The sequence below is a fragment of the Bradyrhizobium huanghuaihaiense genome (assembly GCF_025200885.1).
Classification (GTDB): Bacteria; Pseudomonadota; Alphaproteobacteria; order Rhizobiales; family Xanthobacteraceae; genus Bradyrhizobium; species Bradyrhizobium huanghuaihaiense.
In genome coordinates this window covers 2,842,458-2,858,497 of the sequence record NZ_CP104172.1, presented here as the reverse complement: position 1 = coordinate 2,858,497, position 16,040 = coordinate 2,842,458, and the positions used below count along the sequence as shown (strand labels likewise).

General features: G+C 64.8%; 14 protein-coding genes. 11 read left to right on the top strand and 3 right to left on the bottom strand.

The genetic code is table 11. From position 1 onward, the window contains the following. Window positions 1-142: 142 nt before the first annotated feature. Together N2603_RS13485 and N2603_RS13480 are read right to left on the bottom strand one after the other, a co-directional pair. A complete protein-coding gene (locus N2603_RS13485) occupies window positions 143-3,208 on the bottom strand; it encodes an efflux RND transporter permease subunit (RefSeq protein ID WP_260389169.1) in 3,066 nt (1,021 codons plus the stop codon). Beyond that, window positions 3,205-4,287: an efflux RND transporter periplasmic adaptor subunit gene (locus tag N2603_RS13480; RefSeq protein ID WP_260389168.1), complete on the bottom strand. Its 1,083-nt coding sequence runs from the start codon at window positions 4,285-4,287 to the stop codon at window positions 3,205-3,207. Before N2603_RS13480 ends, N2603_RS13485 begins: the two co-directional genes overlap by 4 nt. A 358-nt stretch (window positions 4,288-4,645) precedes the next feature. Here N2603_RS13480 and N2603_RS13475 point away from each other — a divergent pair, with 358 nt between their 5' ends. Then, window positions 4,646-4,852 carry a DUF3551 domain-containing protein gene (locus N2603_RS13475; RefSeq protein WP_260389167.1) on the top strand — a complete coding sequence of 69 codons (207 nt, stop codon included), beginning with the start codon at window positions 4,646-4,648 and terminating at the stop codon, window positions 4,850-4,852. Between the two features lie 216 nt (window positions 4,853-5,068). Continuing rightward, window positions 5,069-5,572 carry a DUF1269 domain-containing protein gene (locus N2603_RS13470; protein WP_018642556.1) on the top strand — a complete coding sequence of 168 codons (504 nt, stop codon included), beginning with the start codon at window positions 5,069-5,071 and terminating at the stop codon, window positions 5,570-5,572. A gap of 19 nt (window positions 5,573-5,591) precedes the next feature. Here N2603_RS13470 and N2603_RS13465 read toward each other — a convergent pair whose 3' ends face one another. Then, window positions 5,592-6,299 carry a Bax inhibitor-1/YccA family protein gene (locus N2603_RS13465; protein WP_018642555.1) on the bottom strand — a complete coding sequence of 236 codons (708 nt, stop codon included), beginning with the start codon at window positions 6,297-6,299 and terminating at the stop codon, window positions 5,592-5,594. A 258-nt stretch (window positions 6,300-6,557) separates the two neighbouring features. On the opposite strand from N2603_RS13465, the gene N2603_RS13460 reads away from it, so the two are divergent. The 9 genes from N2603_RS13460 to N2603_RS13420 all read left to right on the top strand — a co-directional run bounded on the left by N2603_RS13460 (window position 6,558) and on the right by N2603_RS13420 (window position 15,887). Then, window positions 6,558-6,782, top strand: a complete 225-nt coding sequence (locus N2603_RS13460; protein ID WP_145831731.1) for a DUF6894 family protein — start codon at window positions 6,558-6,560, stop codon at window positions 6,780-6,782. 162 nt (window positions 6,783-6,944) lie between these two features. Continuing rightward, the gene (locus N2603_RS13455) at window positions 6,945-8,378 is read left to right on the top strand and encodes a basic amino acid/polyamine antiporter (protein ID WP_260389166.1); all 1,434 of its coding nucleotides are present in this window, start codon (window positions 6,945-6,947) and stop codon (window positions 8,376-8,378) included. 30 nt (window positions 8,379-8,408) lie between these two features. Further along, a complete protein-coding gene (locus tag N2603_RS13450; RefSeq protein WP_260389165.1) occupies window positions 8,409-8,648 on the top strand; it encodes a hypothetical protein in 240 nt (79 codons plus the stop codon). A gap of 29 nt (window positions 8,649-8,677) precedes the next feature. Continuing rightward, window positions 8,678-9,799, top strand: a complete 1,122-nt coding sequence (locus tag N2603_RS13445) for an AI-2E family transporter (RefSeq protein ID WP_260389164.1) — start codon at window positions 8,678-8,680, stop codon at window positions 9,797-9,799. Between the two features lie 6 nt (window positions 9,800-9,805). Further along, entirely contained in the window at window positions 9,806-10,405 is a 600-nt protein-coding gene (locus N2603_RS13440) for a hypothetical protein (protein WP_260389163.1), read from the top strand. Beyond that, complete coding sequence (locus tag N2603_RS13435) at window positions 10,406-10,888, top strand: DUF992 domain-containing protein (protein WP_260389162.1); 483 nt, start codon at window positions 10,406-10,408, stop codon at window positions 10,886-10,888. It abuts the gene before it with no gap. A gap of 41 nt (window positions 10,889-10,929) precedes the next feature. Next, complete coding sequence (locus N2603_RS13430) at window positions 10,930-12,000, top strand: HlyD family secretion protein (RefSeq protein WP_260389161.1); 1,071 nt, start codon at window positions 10,930-10,932, stop codon at window positions 11,998-12,000. Then, window positions 11,997-14,774, top strand: coding sequence for a ribosome-associated ATPase/putative transporter RbbA (gene rbbA / locus N2603_RS13425; protein WP_260389160.1), 2,778 nt, complete (start codon window positions 11,997-11,999; stop codon window positions 14,772-14,774). Before N2603_RS13430 ends, rbbA begins: the two co-directional genes overlap by 4 nt. Then, the gene (locus N2603_RS13420) at window positions 14,775-15,887 is read left to right on the top strand and encodes an ABC transporter permease (RefSeq protein WP_260389159.1); all 1,113 of its coding nucleotides are present in this window, start codon (window positions 14,775-14,777) and stop codon (window positions 15,885-15,887) included. The last annotated feature ends 153 nt before the right edge of the window (window positions 15,888-16,040 follow it).

The following is a 16,040-nucleotide window of genomic DNA, read 5'->3' as shown; positions in this document are numbered from 1 at the left end:
GAGACCTCGAACCGCGAACGATGACCGATGCCGTGACCGATCGGCCTGCTCATTCCGAGGCCGAACCATGCGCCCAGGCATGATGGCGGCCTATCAGGTGATTACCTAGTCGGAGTCCGGGATTACCCTCACGGCCCGACGCTCAGGCCACGCTCGCCGCTTCGGGAGCCGCGACCGGCTCCTTTCCGCCCGACCAGGCCACATACAAGGTCGGCAGAAAGACGAGCGTCAGAACGGTTGCGACGAGCAGCCCGCCCATGATCGCAAAGGCCATCGGCCCCCAGAAGACAGTCGGCGCAATCGGAATCATGCCGAGGACGGTGGAGACCGCCGTCAGCATGATCGGACGAAAGCGGGAGCTGCTGGCATCGACCGCGGCCTCCCAGGGTCCCTTCCCTTGCGCGCGTTCGGCCTCGATCTGCCCAATCAGGATCACCGCGTTCTTGCTGATCATCCCGAGCAGCGCGAGGACGCCGAGAATGGCGACGAAACCCAGCGGCCGCCCTGACAGGAGCAGCGCCGCGACCACGCCAATCAGACCAAGCGGTGCAACGCTGACGACCATCAATAGCCGCGGGAAGCTCTGCACCTGGACCATCAGAACCGTGAACATGACAAACAGCATCACCGGCACGACCGCCATGACGGAGGCCTGGGATTTCCGGCTCTCCTCCACGGTGCCGCCGACCACGACATCATAGGACGGCGGCAGCGTCGTCCTCAGCTTGGCGATGGCGGGCGCCAGCGTATTGACGATCCTTTCCGGCAGTACCCCGTCGGGAATGGCAGCTCGCACCGTCAGGGTGGGCACGCGGTCGCGCCGCCAGATCAAGGGGAATTCCTGATCGTACTCGAAGGAGGCAAACTGGCTCAGCGGAACGGTCCGCCCACCGGGGATCGGCACCTGCAGCGTTCGCAAGCTCGCCAACGAGACACGCTGTTCGTCGGTCGCGCGGACCACCACGTTGACCAGATAGATGTCGTCCCGAACCTGTGTGACGGGCGTACCGGAGATCACGGTGTTCAGGACGGTGGAGATCGCCTGTGAACTCAGACCGAGAAGGCGTGCCTCATCCTGATTGACGCGGATGCGCACCTGGCGATCCGGCTCCATCCAGTCGAAGTTCGTGCTCCTGGCGCTGGGGTCGGAGCCGAGGATCCGCGCCACCTCGAGCGCGATGTCGCGGACTCGCTCGACGTCGGGGCCGCTGACGCGATATTGCAACGGCCATCCAACCGGGGGGCCGAGACCGAGCGGCGAAACCGACGAGATCGCGTTCGGGAATTCATTCGCCAGGAACCGCTCCAGCTTTGCATGCAAGCGCTCACGCGCCGCAACGCTTCTGGCGACGACGACGGCCTGGGTGAAGAACTCGTTCGGCAGCTCGACGCTGAGAGGCAGATAGAAGCGGATCGCGCCGCGGCCGACATTGGTGCTCCAATGCGCAACGTCGGGATCGCCGGTCAGCGCCTTGTCCAGGCGCCTGGCCGCAGCTTCGCTGGCATAGATCGAGGCGTTCTGCGGCAGGCTGATGTCGACGAGCAGCTCCGGCCGGTCGGACAAGGGAAAGAACTGCTGCGGAATCAGCGGAAGCGCGAGCATGGATGCAACGAAGAGCGCTGCCGTCCCGCCCAGCGTCAGCCATTTGGCGCGGATCGCCAACACCAGAAAGCGCCGATACAGCCGGAAGACCGCTCCGGGAGCCGGAGCGCCCGTCTGCTTGGGCGGCAGAAGGATGGCGACACCCAGCAGCGGCGCGAAGATGACCGCGACGAACCACGATGCCAGCAGTGCGATCGCGACCACTGCGAACAGCGAGAACGTGTATTCGCTGGCGGCGCTGGCGGCAAAGCCGACCGGAATGAAGCCGGCGATGGTCACCAGCGTACCGGCCAGCATGGCGAGCGCATGGGTGCGGAAAGCATAGCTCGCAGCCGCCATCTTGCTGTCGCCCAGCGCCAGCCGGTTGAGCGTGGCATCTGTGGTCGTCATGGCGTCGTCGACCAGCAGCGCGAGTGCGATGATGAGAGCGCCGAGCGATATTCGCTGCATATCGATGCGGAGAAGGTCCATGGTCGGAAACACGATGGCAAGCGTGAGCGGAATCGCCAGTGCGATGACGAGGCCGGGACGCAGGCCAAGGCTGACGAAACTCACCGCGAGAATGATGGCGATCGCCTGCACCAGCGAGGTCATGAACTCGCCGATCGCCTTGTCCACCACGACGGCCTGATCGGCAACCAGGCTCGGCTCGATTCCGATCGGCAGGTCGGCGGTGATGGCCGCCATCGCAGCTTTGACGTTCCTGCCGAGAGCGAGGATATCGCCGCCGTCGCGCATGGCGATCGCGAGCCCGATTGCCGGATGGCCGTTGACCCGGAACAGCGGCTGCGGCGGATCCGCATAGCCGCGCCGCACCGTCGCAAGATCGCTCAGGCGGAGCATGCGACCGCTGGCCGCGAAGTTGATGCCGGCGATGTCCTGCTCAGACTGGAAGCTTCCTGACACCCGAAGCGAGATTCGCTCGGAGCCGGTCTGGATCGTCCCGGTCGGCATCACGACATTCTGAGCCTGCAGAGCGGCGATCAGAGCTGTCCGATCGACGCCGAGATTTGCGAGCTCCTTCTTGGAGAACTCGACGAAGATCACTTCGTCCTGCGCGCCCAGCAGCTCGATCTTCGCAACGTCGGGCACGCCCAGGAGACGCGATCGGATCGCCTCGACCCGGTCACGCAGCTCGCGCTCGGTAAACCCGTCGCTGGTGAAGCCGTAGACGATGCCGAAAGTGTCGCCAAAATCGTCGTCGAATGCCGGGCCGACAACCCCCGCAGGGAGCGTATGGCGAATGTCCCCGATCGTCTTCCGCACCCGATACCAGGTGTCGGAGACATCTCGTGCGTTGGCGCTCCCCTTCAGGTTCACGAAGATCGTGGTGAGGCCGGGCCGGGTGAAGCTGCGCAGGAAGTCGAGATGCGGCGTCTCCTGCAGTTGACGCTCGAGCCGCTCCGTCACCTGCTTCATCGTCTCTGCGGCCGTCGCCCCTGGCCACGCCGCCTGGACGACCATGGTCCTGATGGTGAATGCAGGGTCCTCGTTCCGGCCGAGGCGGACATAGGACAGTCCGCCGGCGAGCACGGCGACGAGCATGAGATAGATGACGAGCGAGCGGCGCTCGAGCGCCCATTCCGAGAGGTTGAAGCCGGTCATGGCTCCGACCCGAGCACGCGCACCTTCTGCCCCGGGTGAAGTGCCTGAACGCCCGCGGTCACGACGATCTCGCCAGCGTCGAGCCCATGCGAGATGATCACCTGTGCCTGATCGAATCGCAGCACGTCGACGTTCCGGGCAGAGACCGTCTTGGTCAGGGGATCGAGGATCCAGACGGCCGGCTGTTGGTTCATCCTGGTCAGCGCAGTTGCGGGAATGTCGATCATCGGTCCGGCGCTCGCCACGGCGCGACCGATCACCGTGGCCCCCAGCCGCATCGCGGCGGGCGGATCGCTGAGTCCCACCCTCACCTCGAAGGTCCGTGTGACCGGGTTTGCCTGCGCGGCAACCTGCCGGATGCGCCCTTGCGCGGTCACTGCCGGATCGTCCGTCAGGCTGACGGTCACTTGCAGATTGGCGGGAGCCGCTCGCACCAGCTGGGCAGGGACCTCGAAGACAGCATCGCGGCCATCCTGCCGCGCAATCCGGGCAATGGTCTGTCCGGCCTGGATCACCTCGCCGGCGGCGGGCCCCGTCTCGGTGATCTTGCCGGGCGCATCGGCCCGCACCTCGGTGAAGTTGACATGGTCGTGGGCGGCGCTCAACTGGGCCTCGGCCGCGTCGACCTGGGACTGGGCCGTCTGTTGCGCCTGCGTTGCCGTCTCGAAATTGGCGCGCGTGGTCCATCCCTGCGCGAGCAATGTCTGCTGACGTTCGAAATGATTGCGGGCCTGGGTGAGCTGTCCTTGCGCGGCGGCGAGAGCCGCTTGCGCCTGACGCAGCGCGTTCACTTCATTCTGCGATTCCAGTTGCGCCAGAAGCTGGCCGGCCTCGACGCGCTCGCCGAGCCTGGTGTTGTTCGCGAGCAGCCGCCCCGAAATTCGGAACGCAACGCTGATCTCGTCTTCGGCTTCGACATGTCCAGTGAAGACGAACGGCGTCGGCGACTCCCGCTTCTCGATCGTCGTCGTGCGAACCGGGCGTGGCGCCGGCGCGACGTCGCTGGCCGCTTCCCTTTCGCAGGCCGCCAGCAGCAGCGATGCCGCGCCGGCAATAACCATTGTCCTGAGCGTCGGCATGAGATGATCACCGATCGACTTCACCGGACCTGATTTTGCCGAGGAGCCATCGTCCTTGTATCGGTAAATCTACTGAGCGCCCGCGGATACAATCGTGGTCGACGCTTCTTGCCCAAATTCTTACCCAAGGTTCTTGCCCAAGATTCTTGCCAAAGACATGATCGACCGCGCGGCAGGGACTGGATGATTCCCTTTCCCGCGTCAGGCAATCACCCAATAGCGTGAGCCTCGCACGCGGCGCATAACACGTGCGCCGGCCATCATGGTGGCGCGACCTGCGTCCGCCAAGACCGCCGGCGCGCGACGGAGCGGGTTGCTCGGGCTCCGGACGCTTCACTCGAGGACAGGAGGACTCCCCATGAAAAAGCTGGCTTTGCTGGCAGCCGCGATCACCATGACGCTTGGCGTCATGGGCGCGGCTGCGCCAGGACGCGCGCAAGATCTGGCGTGGTGCACGAAGATCAAGGGAATGACCAACTGCATGTACTCGACGCGCCAACAATGCCGCGCATCCATCAGCGGACGAAACGGTACCTGCGTTCGGAATCATCGTTCGGGGCAATAGGGATCGGCTCGTCCAGGCCTCGCCGGTCGGGCGTCGCTAGACGATTTTCCGGTCGTCTCGCGCCGCCCGAACTCCAAAGCGGGCCACGGTGCGGGCGCACCTATTGGGACATTCATCCGCCTGAGGCAGGGTTTCCTCTGATCCCGGAGGTGCCGCCCGCGGGATACCGTCCGCACCAACATTTTGGTCCGCATTTTCGATCCAAGGGAGGTCTTCATGTCCGATCTGGTCGCGATCGTGTATCCGTCCGAGGCAAAAGCCGAAGAAGTGCGTCAGCGGCTGCTCAAGCTGCAGAAGGAATATCTGATCACGATCAGCGACGCCGTGATCGCCGTGAAGACGGATTCGGGCGGCATCAAGCTCAATCAACTCGTCAACACCACTGCCATGGGCGCGATGACCGGGAGCTTCTGGGGCCTCCTCATCGGAGTCCTCTTTCTCAATCCGATCCTCGGGGTCGCCGTGGGTGCCGCGTCGGGCGCGCTGGGCGGCGCGCTGTCCGACTTCGGCATCGACGATTCCTTCATGAAGAACCTGTCGGCCAATCTCCAGACCGGCAACGCCGCCCTGTTCGTCCTGATCAAGCACATGACCGCGGACAAGGTGATCAAGGAGATCAAGGACGCCGGCGGCGTCGTGCTCAAGACCTCGCTCGATGAGACCAAGGAAGCGGCGCTGCGCGACGCGCTCGCCAGTGCGGTGGAGCGGCCGGCGGCCTGAGCCGCCGTCCTCTCGCGCCTCAACGGCGGCCGCCGGCAAGTCGCAGCAGCATCATGAACAGGTTGAGGAAATTGAGATAGAGCGACAGCGCGGCAACGACCGACTTGCGGCCCGCGGCGGTGTGGTCATCCGAGATGTCGTACATCCCCTTGATCCGCTGGGTATCGTAGGCCGTCAGGCCGGCAAACACGCCGACGCCCACGATCGAGATCAGCCAGTCGAGTGCGGTCGACCCCAGGAACAGGTTGATCAGGCTCGCGATGATGATCCCGATCAGGCCCATGAACAGGAAGGTGCCCAATCCCGAGAGGTCGCGCCGGGTCGTGTAACCGAGGAGACTAAGCGCGCCGAACATTGCGGCCGCGATGAAGAAGACGCGGGTGATCGACGAACTCGTGTAGATGTGCAGCAATATCGATAGCGATACGCCGACCAGGGCCGAATAGACGAAGAACAGGATCCGCGCCGTGGACACCGACAGCGTGTTGATGCGCGAGCCGATGAAGAACACCAGGCCGAGCGGCGCCAGGATGAAGACCCACATCAGGGGACTCTGGAGCAACTCGGGGCCGATGGCCTGATAGGTCACCCAGGCGACGACGGCGGTCAGGCCGACACCGGCGGCCATGTAGCCGTAGATCCGAAGCATGTAGTCGCGCAATCCGGCATCCACCGCGACGCCGCCGGCGGTGTCTGTAGCCGTCAGGTTGTGATCATAGTTCGACATCGCTTGCCTCCTCTGGCGCTCGCCGAGTGGGGCCACGTTAGCCTTCGAACCTGCAGACCAACATCGGACAATCCCCCGAGCGCCATCAGTGAAAACCACTGCCTTGCAAATGGCACGGCGCCGCCGGAGCGCCCACGGCTCCCCTGTTCATTACCAATCCGCAAGTGGGGAACCTCTTTTGCGCCTCTCAGCCTTTTGGCGGAGGCACCTTACGCCGTTGTCACTGGAGGCCCGCCGCGGCCCGGCCTAATCGGGGGCATGCGCTTCTTCTTCCATATCGCTGACAAATATGGTGTCTCGACCGACGGTATCGGATGCGAGTATGCCGGGCAGGACGCAGCCGTCCTGCATGCCAGCCGCCTTGCCGCCGAGCTTGCCAAGGCCGGCGAATTCTTCCGTGGCAGTGTCGTGCTCGTTGCCCGGACGACGGAGTTCCTCTCCTGCTCCGCGAGCGAGGACGAGGCGTTGCTTCCCAAGCCCTGACGACGGTACCTGACGACCGTACCTGACGCTTCGCGCCCGCCGATTTCCTGCCCTGCTCCCTACAGAGAATCCCTGATGGGCGCACGGGGTGCGGCCCTCTAAGGTCCGCGCATGAGGCGGTCGCTGCAACTGCGGCCGCCTTGGATTGGAAGGCCATCCGTCATGGCGGCGAACGAGGCCGATCAGAAACTCTCGCGCAACGCGCTGATTGCGCTTGTGATCGGGTCGATGGTCGGCTCCGGCATCTTCGCATTGCCGGCCCAGTTCGGACGCACCACCGGCGCGCTCGGCGCGATCATCGCCTGGGTGATTGCCGGCACCGGCATGCTGACGCTGGCCTTCGTGTTCCAGTCGCTGTCCCGCCGCAAGCCGGAGCTCGACGCCGGCATCTACGCCTACGCCAAGGACGGCTTCGGTGACTATATCGGCTTTGCCTCTGCAGTAGGCTATTGGATCGGCTGCTGTCTCGCCGACGTCGCCTGCCTCATCCTGATCAAGGCCACGCTCGGGCAGTTCTTCCCCGTCTTCGGCGACGGCACGACGCCGATCGCGATCGCCTCGGCGTCCCTGCTGCTGTGGAGCGTCCATGTCCTGGTGCTGCGCGGCATCAAGGGGGCTGCCGCGCTCAACACGGCCACGACCTTCGCGAAAATCATTCCGATCATGCTGTTCATCATCGTGGCCGCGATCGCCCTGAACGGCGAAGTATTCTCCGGGAATTTCTGGGGTGCGGAGCGGCCGGACGCCCGGGACCTGCTGTCCCAGGTCCGTGGCACGATGCTGCTCACCGTGTTCGTGTTCGTCGGCATCGAGGGCGCGAGCGTGTATTCGCGCTATGCCAGGACGCGTGCCGACATCGGCATCGCAACGGTGACCGGCTTTCTGACGGTGCTCTGTCTTCTCGTGCTCGTGACGCTCCTGTCCTACGGCATCCTGCCGCGGAGCGGTCTCGCGGACCTGCCGACACCGTCGATGGCGGGCGTGATGGAAGCGATGGTCGGCCGCTGGGGCGGGGTGTTCATCAGCATCGCCTTGCTGATCTCGATCCTCGGCAACTACCTGTCCTGGTCGCTGCTTGCAGCCGAGATCCTGCACTCGGCGGCGAACCAGCGCACCATGCCGGCCTTTCTCGCGCGCGAGAACGCGCACAAGGTTCCTGTCGGGGCGCTCTGGCTCACGAATTGCGTGATACAGGCATTTCTCCTCGTGAGCTGGTTCGCCGAATATGCCTTCACGCTCGCCCTGAAGATGACGAGCGCGATGACGCTGATCCCGTATTTTCTCGTCGCGGCGTACGGCCTGAAGCTCGCATCGACCGGCGCGACCTATGATGCCGGCGAGCGCGCCCGCACCACCGACGGGATCGTCGCAGCGGTCGCGACGCTCTACGCGGCCGGCATGATCTACGCCGGCGGACCGAAATTTCTCCTGCTGTCCGCAATCCTCTACGCGCCGGGAACGCTGCTGTTCCTGATCGCCAAGCGCGAGCGCAAGGAGAGGCTGTTCAGGCCGGTTGAGTCCGTCCTGTTCGCGGCGATCGCCATCGCCGCCGGCGCCGGAATCTATGGGCTGGCTGTCGGAGCCATCTCGATCTGACCGATTGTCGCTGACCGCATGGAGGCGAGTATGAACATCTGGACCGTGTATCGCACCTTGATCCTGAGCGCAGTGGTGGCCGTCGCCGCACCGTCGACCATTTCCGTGGCTCAGCCGAAGGACGGCACCGTGGCGGCGCCGAAGCAAACCGGCGCGGCTGCGCCAAGCGATGCAAGACCCAACACCAATACAAATCCGGTCAAGCACCGCTATTGGCGTCATCGCGGCGGCAAGCATCCGCATTACGGCAGCCGCCGCGTTCGCACCTGAGACAAGGCCACATGACGGCGGACCGATCAATGAGCGAATCCAGGATCGGACCAGAGCGAGTCCACGGGGTCGTTCTGCACGCGAGCCCCGTCGACGAATCCGGGCAAGCCGGAGGGCCGAGCCTGCTCGCGATCGGACTCACTTTGCTCGCTGCAGCCGTTGCCCTGTTCCTGGTGTGGCAAACGGTGTCCAGCCTGCTCATCGTCTTCGCGGGGGTGCTGTTCGCAGCCTTTCTGGATGCCGCGGCGCGGGCTCTGGCGCCGGTCCTTCCGCTCAGCCGCATCTGGCGTCTGACATTCGTTCTCCTGCTGCTCTCGGCCTTGTCGGGCTTTGGACTGGTCTGGGGCGCCGGCAAGCTGCCGGAGCAGACGCGCCTGCTGCTGAAGGTCATGGATGCCCAGGTCGATATTCTGCAAGAGCACCTGTTGTCCTATGGCGTGGACCTGCTCGGCCCGGAATGGGGGCGCGACTTCGCCCAATGGCTGTTCGCCGATCAGGGCCGGTTTCTCAGCCACGCGCAATTCCTGCTGGGGGGTGCCTCGAGTCTTCTGACCGGTGTGCTCGTGGTCGTGTTCCTGGGGATTCTCTTTGCCTTCGATCCCACCAGCCACCGCGAGAGCCTGGTCGTGCTGGTCAGGCCATCCTACCGCGCCCGCATGCGCGCCGTGATGGACGAAATCGGCAACGTCATGCGGCTATGGCTCGTCGGCCAGTTGATCCGCATCATCCTGATGACGCTCTGCGTCTGGCCGGCGCTCTATCTCATCGGGCTGCCGGGACCGTTCCTGCTGGGACTGCAGGCGGGCTTGTCGAATTTCATCCCCTATCTCGGGCCGATCGTCGCCGCGATCCCGATCGCGCTCGTGGCGATGCCGCTCGGCGCCTCGCTGCTGATCTGGGCCGTCGCCGTCTACACCATCATCCAGTCGATCGAGGGCTACGTGATCGGCCCCCTGATCCAGCGCCGGGCGGTCGAGACACCGCCCGCCTGGACGCTGGTTGCGATCGTCCTGCTCGGTGCCCTGTTCGGCGTCATGGGCATTGCGCTGGCGATGCCGCTCGTCGCCGTCGGGCGGGTCGCGATCATCCGGTTCTACGTCGAGGACTATCTCGGCGACGGTCGCGCGCCGGCAACCGAAAATCGTGAGTGACGCACCATGAGCGAAACCGATGCACAGCAACGCGAAGCTCCCGAGCCTCCCCTGACGCGCGCAGGGGCCGGCCGTTTTCTCTGGCAGCAGCTTCCATACGCCGTTGCCCTGCTGCTCGCCATCGCAGGCGTCGCCTATACGAACGTCTCGCACCAACCGCTGGTCGGCTATTGGGAATTCCTGGCGCTTGCCATCGGCGTCGTCTGCGTCATCACCAAATGGCCGGAGACCGAAGGCAGGGACAGGCAGATCCGCCTGGTGTGGACCCAGGCGCTGCACTGGATCGCGGTCCTGATCACGATGAACATCATGCTGGTCTCCGGTGTCCAGCAGATGCTTCCGACCCCGGCGACCGGTCTCGTGCTGTTGACGCTGCTTGCACTCGGTACGTTCCTTGCGGGCATCAGTCTCCTGTCGTTGCAGATCGCCTTTCTCGGCCTTGCGATGGGCGCGGCCGTCCCGGCGATATCCTGGCTGAAGCAGTCCATCTTCTTCTTCCTGCTCGGCGCCGTGCTGCTGATCGGTCTCGCGATCTCGTTCTGGCTGCGCCAGGACAGCCGCCCGTCGCGCGGCACGACGAGAGCCCAACACCAGACGGAGGGTTGAATGCGAACATTACGATTTGTTGCGGTCATCTGCGCGTTGACCGTTCTTTGCACCACCACGTCCGCGCGCGCCGAGAGATTCAGGATTGGCAGGCTGCTGTGCTTCTCCGAGCCCCGCGTCGGGCTGGTGCTGGGATCGACACAGGCAATGCGCTGCGTGTTCAGCGCGATACGTCCGCCGCGACAGTACGTCTACGAGGGACGGATCAGGCGCGTCGGCCTTGACCTCGGCGTGACCAGCGCCGGCACTCTGTCCTGGGCGGTCTTCGCCCGGAATTCACGGATTGGCCCCGGCACGCTCCGCGGCAGCTATGTCGGCGCGAGCGGCAATTTTGCATTGGGCCCCGGTCTCGGCGCCAACGTCCTGATCGGCGGCTCGCGGAGGAGCGTGATGCTGCAGCCGATCTCGATCGAACGTTCGATCGGGCTCAATCTCGCGACTGGCGTGACCCATCTGACGTTGGGACCGCGCGGCCCGCAATAATCCGCATCCTGTCTGGTGGTTCGATGAAAACGACCTGGACCATGACACGCAATCGGAAACGCTGGCTGATCGCCATCCTCGTCGCGGCTGTCTGCGCAGGCGGGTACTTCGCCTGGCAGACGCTTGGAGGCGACAGACTTCCGAGCGGGTTCGCCAGCGGCAACGGGCGCATCGAGGCCGTCGAGATCGACATCGCCACCAAGACGCCGGGGCGCATCCGCGACATCCTGGTGCGGGAAGGCGATCTGGTCTCGGCGGGACAGGCGCTCGCACAGATGGATACCGTGCAGCTCGAGGCGCAGTACCGCCAGGCCGAGGCCCAGTTACGGCGAGCCACGATCGGCATCGAGACCGCCCGGAGCCTCGTGACCCAGCGCCAGGCCGAGAAGAAAGCCTCAACAGCCGTTGTCGACCAACGCGGTGCAGAGCTGGACGCTGCCGATCGAAAGCTGCAACGCTCCGAGCAACTGATCAGAACCAATGCCGTTCCTCAGCAGGTGCTCGACGACGACCGCGCGGCTGCCAACGGCGCCCGTGCAGCCGTCGCGGCGGCAGAGGCCCAGCTCGCCGCCTCGGGCGCCGCCATCAGTGCGGCCGAGGCACAGGTGGTCGATGCGGAGGCTGCGGTCGAGGCGGCGAAAGCGGCCATCGAGAGCATCAAGGCCGATCTCAACGATTCGACGCTCCGCGCACCCCGCGACGGGCGCGTCCAGTTTCGCGTCGCCCAGCCGGGCGAGGTTCTCAGTGCTGGCGGACGCGTGCTCAATCTGGTCGATCTCGGCGATGTCTTCATGACCTTCTTCCTGCCGACGGCACAGGCCGGCCGCGTCGCGATCGGTTCGGAGGTCCGCCTCATCCTCGATGCCGCGCCGCAATGGGTCATCCCGGCCACGGCGACGTTCGTTGCCAGCGTTGCCCAGTTCACACCCAAGACGGTCGAGACCGAGGAGGAGCGGCAGAAGCTGATGTTCCGCGTCAGGGCGCATATATCGCCGGAGCTGCTGCGGCGAAACATCGAGCAGGTCAAAACCGGCCTGCCCGGCCGCGCCTTCATCCGCATCGATTCCAACGCCGCGTGGCCGGCAGAGCTGACGGAACGCCTGGTCAAATGAACAACGCGTCGTCCGAACCTCGATCCTCGCTCGCGCCGGTGATACGCCTCGAGGCGGTCGGCCTGCACTACGGGGCGATCCGCGCACTCGATCGCATCGCCCTCGATATTCCCGCCGCACGCATGGTGGGCCTGATCGGACCCGACGGCGTCGGCAAATCCAGCCTGCTCTCGCTCGTTGCCGGGGCTCGCGCGATCCAGGATGGCCGCGTTCACGTGCTCGGCGGAGACATGGCCGACGCCGCCCACCGGCGGCGGACCTGCCCGCAGATCGCCTATATGCCGCAGGGCCTCGGCAAAAACCTCTACCCGACGCTCTCCGTATTCGAGAATGTCGATTTCTTCGGCCGCCTGTTCGGTCATGACAGGCGCGAGCGCGAGGAGAGAATTCGGCAGCTCCTGGGGAACACCGGCCTTGCGCCGTTCGCTGACCGGCCCGCGGGCAAGCTGTCCGGCGGCATGAAGCAGAAGCTCGGGCTCTGCTGCGCCTTGATCCACGATCCGGACCTGCTGATCCTCGACGAGCCAACCACCGGCGTCGACCCACTCTCGCGCCGCCAGTTCTGGGAGCTGATCGACGAGATCCGGAAGGATCGCCCCGGCATGAGCGTCGTCGTCGCGACCGCCTACATGGAGGAAGCGGCGCGGTTCGACTGGCTGGTTGCGATGAATGACGGGCATGTGCTCGCCACCGGGACGCCGGCCGAGTTGCTGCGACAGACCGGCACCGACAATCTCGATGCCGCCTTCATCGCACTGCTGCCCGAGCAGCAGCGACGGGACCACAGGGAGGTGGTCATCCCGCCTCGCGCAAGCGATCACGACGATGACATTGCGATCGAGGCCAAGCATCTCACCGTCAGATTCGGCGACTTCACGGCGGTCGACAATGTCAGCTTCCGCATCGCCCGTGGCGAGATCTTCGGCTTTCTCGGCTCCAACGGCTGCGGCAAGACCACGACGATGAAGGTCCTGACCGGACTGTTGCCGGCCAGCGAGGGCGATGCCCGGCTGCTCGGGCGCGAGGTCGATCCCAGGGACATGGATGTGCGGCATCGCGTCGGCTACATGTCGCAGGCGTTCTCGCTCTATTCCGAGCTGACGGTCCGCCAGAATCTCGAGCTGCACGCGCGCCTTTTCCGACTCGCACCCGATACGATCGAGGATCGAGTCCACGCCATGGCCGCACGCTTCGACCTCACCAGGGTGATCGACGCGCTGCCCGACGCCCTGCCGCTCGGCGTTCGCCAGCGCCTGTCGCTGGCGGTCGCGATGATCCATGCGCCCGATATCCTGATTCTGGACGAGCCGACGTCGGGCGTCGATCCCGTGGCGCGCGACGGCTTCTGGCAGATCCTGTCCGACCTGTCGCGACAGGACAGCGTCACGATCTTCGTTTCCACCCATTTCATGAACGAGGCAGAGCGCTGCGACCGCATCTCGCTGATGCATGCCGGCAAGGTCATGATCAGCGATACACCGGAACGGATCGCGGCACGGCGCGGCAATGGAAGCCTCGAGGAGGCTTTCGTCGCCTATCTCAAGGACGCGATCGCCGCGACGGAAACGACCAAGGCAGCTCCCGCGCCGTACACGGCCACCCCCGCAACCGCAAAGACGCATGGAGCGGTGCATGGCGCATTGAGCTTCTTCGATCCGCGCCGCATGTTCGCCTACACGCAACGGGAAGCGCTCGAGCTCAAGCGCGATCCGATCCGCGCCACCCTCGCGATCCTCGGCAGCCTCATCCTGATGTTCGTGATGGGCTATGGCATCAACATGGACGTCGAAGACCTCTCCTTCGCCGCCATGGATCGCGACGATACCACGGTCAGCCGGGACTATATCCTCCAGATCGCCGGCTCGCGCTATTTCACCGAGCTTGCGCCGATCACCGACTATGACGATCTCGACCGGCGCATGCGCAGCGGCGAGCTCAGCCTCGCCATTGAAATTCCTCCGGGCTTCGGCCGCGACGTCGCGCGCGGCAGCAACGTTCAGATCGGTGCATGGGTCGACGGCGCAATGCCGTCGCGTGCCGAGACGGTGCGCAGCTACGTGCAGGCGATGCACGCGACCTGGCTGGCGCAACGCGCCCGGCTGCTCTATGGCGATGCCGCCACGACCGGCGACTTCCAGCTCGAGGTCCGCTTCCTCTACAACCCCGACATCCGGAGCATCGTCGCGATGGCGCCGGCCGTGATCCCGCTCCTGCTGCTGATCATTCCGGCGATCCTGGCGACGCTGAGCGTCGTGCGCGAGAAGGAGCTCGGATCGATCATCAATTTCTACGTCACGCCCGTGACGCGGATCGAGTTCCTGGTCGGCAAACAGCTTCCCTATGTCGCGCTCGCCATGCTGAACTTCTTCCTGCTGACCGCCTTTGCGGTATTCATATTCCGTGTCCCCTTCACGGGTAGCTTCGTCGCGTTCACATCGGCCGCGCTCCTGTACGTCGTCATCACCACCGCGATGGGTCTGGTGATCTCGTCATTCATGACAAGCCAGATCGCCGCGATCTTCGCGACCGCGCTGCTCACCATGATTCCGGCCACGCAATATTCAGGGCTCGTCGATCCCGTGTCCTCGCTCCAGGGCGCGGGCGCGATCATCGGGCGGATCTATCCGACCGCGCACTTCGTCACTATCACGCGCGGCACCTTCTCCAAGGGGCTCGACTTCGGCGATCTCTCCGGACCGTTCCTGGCACTTCTCGTCACCATCCCGGTGCTGCTCGCCCTCGGCGTCGCGCTCCTCAGAAAGCAGGCGAACTAGATGCGCGGAGGCAACATCGTTCAGCTCGGCGTCAAGGAATTGCGCGGCCTCGTGCGCAATCCCATGATGCTCGCACTGATCATCTATGCCTTTACCGTCTCGATTTACACCGCCTCCAGGGCCCAGCCGGAAACGCTCAACCAGGCGGCACTGGCCATCGTCGACGAGGACAGATCGCCCGCCGCCACGCGCATCATCACGGCGTTCAGCCCGCCCTATTTCGCGGTTCCGCGGCTGATATCGCAGTCGGACATGATGAACCGCATGGACGCAGGCCTCGACACCTTCGCGCTCAACATCCCGCCCAACTTCCAGCGCGACCTGCTTGCGCGGAGATCGCCGGCCATCCAGCTCAATGTCGATGCGACCCGGATGTCGCAGGCCTTCACGGGAAGCGGCTATATCCAGTCCATCGTCAGCGACGAGGTCAGCGAGTTCCTGTCCCGCTATCGTTCGGCTGCCCCCTTGCCGATCGATCTGGCGCTGCGCGCACGCTTCAATCCCGAACTCAACAAGAGCTGGTTCGGAGCCATCAACAACATCATCTCCTCCGTCACGATGCTGTCGATCATCCTGACCGGGGCTGCCCTGATCCGGGAGCGCGAGCACGGCACGATCGAGCATCTGCTGGTCATGCCGGTGACGCCCTTCGAGGTGATGGCGAGCAAGATCTGGTCGATGGGCCTGGTCGTCCTCGTCGCGGCCAGCGTGTCGCTCATCTTTGTCGTGCAGGGACTGCTGGCCGTCCGGATCGGCGGCTCGGTCCCGCTCTTTCTGTGCGGCACCGCTCTTTATCTTTTTGCCACCACCAGCATGGGCATCTTTCTCGCCACATCCGCCGGCACGATGCCGCAATTCGGTCTGCTCCTGATGCTGGTGCTGATGCCGCTGCAGATGTTGTCGGGCGCCACGACACCGAGGGAGAGCATGCCCGAGCTGATCCAGAACATCATGCTCGCCGCGCCGAACACCCATTTCGTGATCATGGCCCAGGCCATCCTGTTCCGCGGTGCCGGGCTCGCCGTCGCGTGGCCGCAGCTCGCGGCATTGCTGGTGATCGGCGGACTGTTGTTCTTCCTGTCGCTGCGTCGCTTCCGGCAATTCCTGCAGTGAGGTCCCGCGGGATCATCTTGCGTCCGACCGGGTACAGACCCGAAGGGGGATGCGAACATTCCCGCCCGGCGGCTCAGGGTTTCGTCTGATGTCGGCATGGCGGGTTCGCCACTAGGATTCACCATCTGTCGATGGAACCATCGTTGTCCGGGA

Coding starts and splice junctions, on each gene's coding strand:
- rbbA (WP_260389160.1), top strand. CDS start 11,997: ATGAACAACGCGTCGTCCGAACCTCGATCCTCGCTCGCGCCGGTGATA.
- N2603_RS13470 (WP_018642556.1), top strand. CDS start 5,069: ATGTCCGATCTGGTCGCGATCGTGTATCCGTCCGAGGCAAAAGCCGAA.
- N2603_RS13435 (WP_260389162.1), top strand. CDS start 10,406: ATGCGAACATTACGATTTGTTGCGGTCATCTGCGCGTTGACCGTTCTT.
- N2603_RS13455 (WP_260389166.1), top strand. CDS start 6,945: ATGGCGGCGAACGAGGCCGATCAGAAACTCTCGCGCAACGCGCTGATT.
- N2603_RS13440 (WP_260389163.1), top strand. CDS start 9,806: ATGAGCGAAACCGATGCACAGCAACGCGAAGCTCCCGAGCCTCCCCTG.
- N2603_RS13480 (WP_260389168.1), bottom strand. CDS start 4,287: ATGCCGACGCTCAGGACAATGGTTATTGCCGGCGCGGCATCGCTGCTG.
- N2603_RS13430 (WP_260389161.1), top strand. CDS start 10,930: ATGACACGCAATCGGAAACGCTGGCTGATCGCCATCCTCGTCGCGGCT.
- N2603_RS13465 (WP_018642555.1), bottom strand. CDS start 6,299: ATGTCGAACTATGATCACAACCTGACGGCTACAGACACCGCCGGCGGC.
- N2603_RS13485 (WP_260389169.1), bottom strand. CDS start 3,208: ATGACCGGCTTCAACCTCTCGGAATGGGCGCTCGAGCGCCGCTCGCTC.
- N2603_RS13460 (WP_145831731.1), top strand. CDS start 6,558: ATGCGCTTCTTCTTCCATATCGCTGACAAATATGGTGTCTCGACCGAC.
- N2603_RS13450 (WP_260389165.1), top strand. CDS start 8,409: ATGAACATCTGGACCGTGTATCGCACCTTGATCCTGAGCGCAGTGGTG.
- N2603_RS13445 (WP_260389164.1), top strand. CDS start 8,678: ATGAGCGAATCCAGGATCGGACCAGAGCGAGTCCACGGGGTCGTTCTG.
- N2603_RS13420 (WP_260389159.1), top strand. CDS start 14,775: ATGCGCGGAGGCAACATCGTTCAGCTCGGCGTCAAGGAATTGCGCGGC.
- N2603_RS13475 (WP_260389167.1), top strand. CDS start 4,646: ATGAAAAAGCTGGCTTTGCTGGCAGCCGCGATCACCATGACGCTTGGC.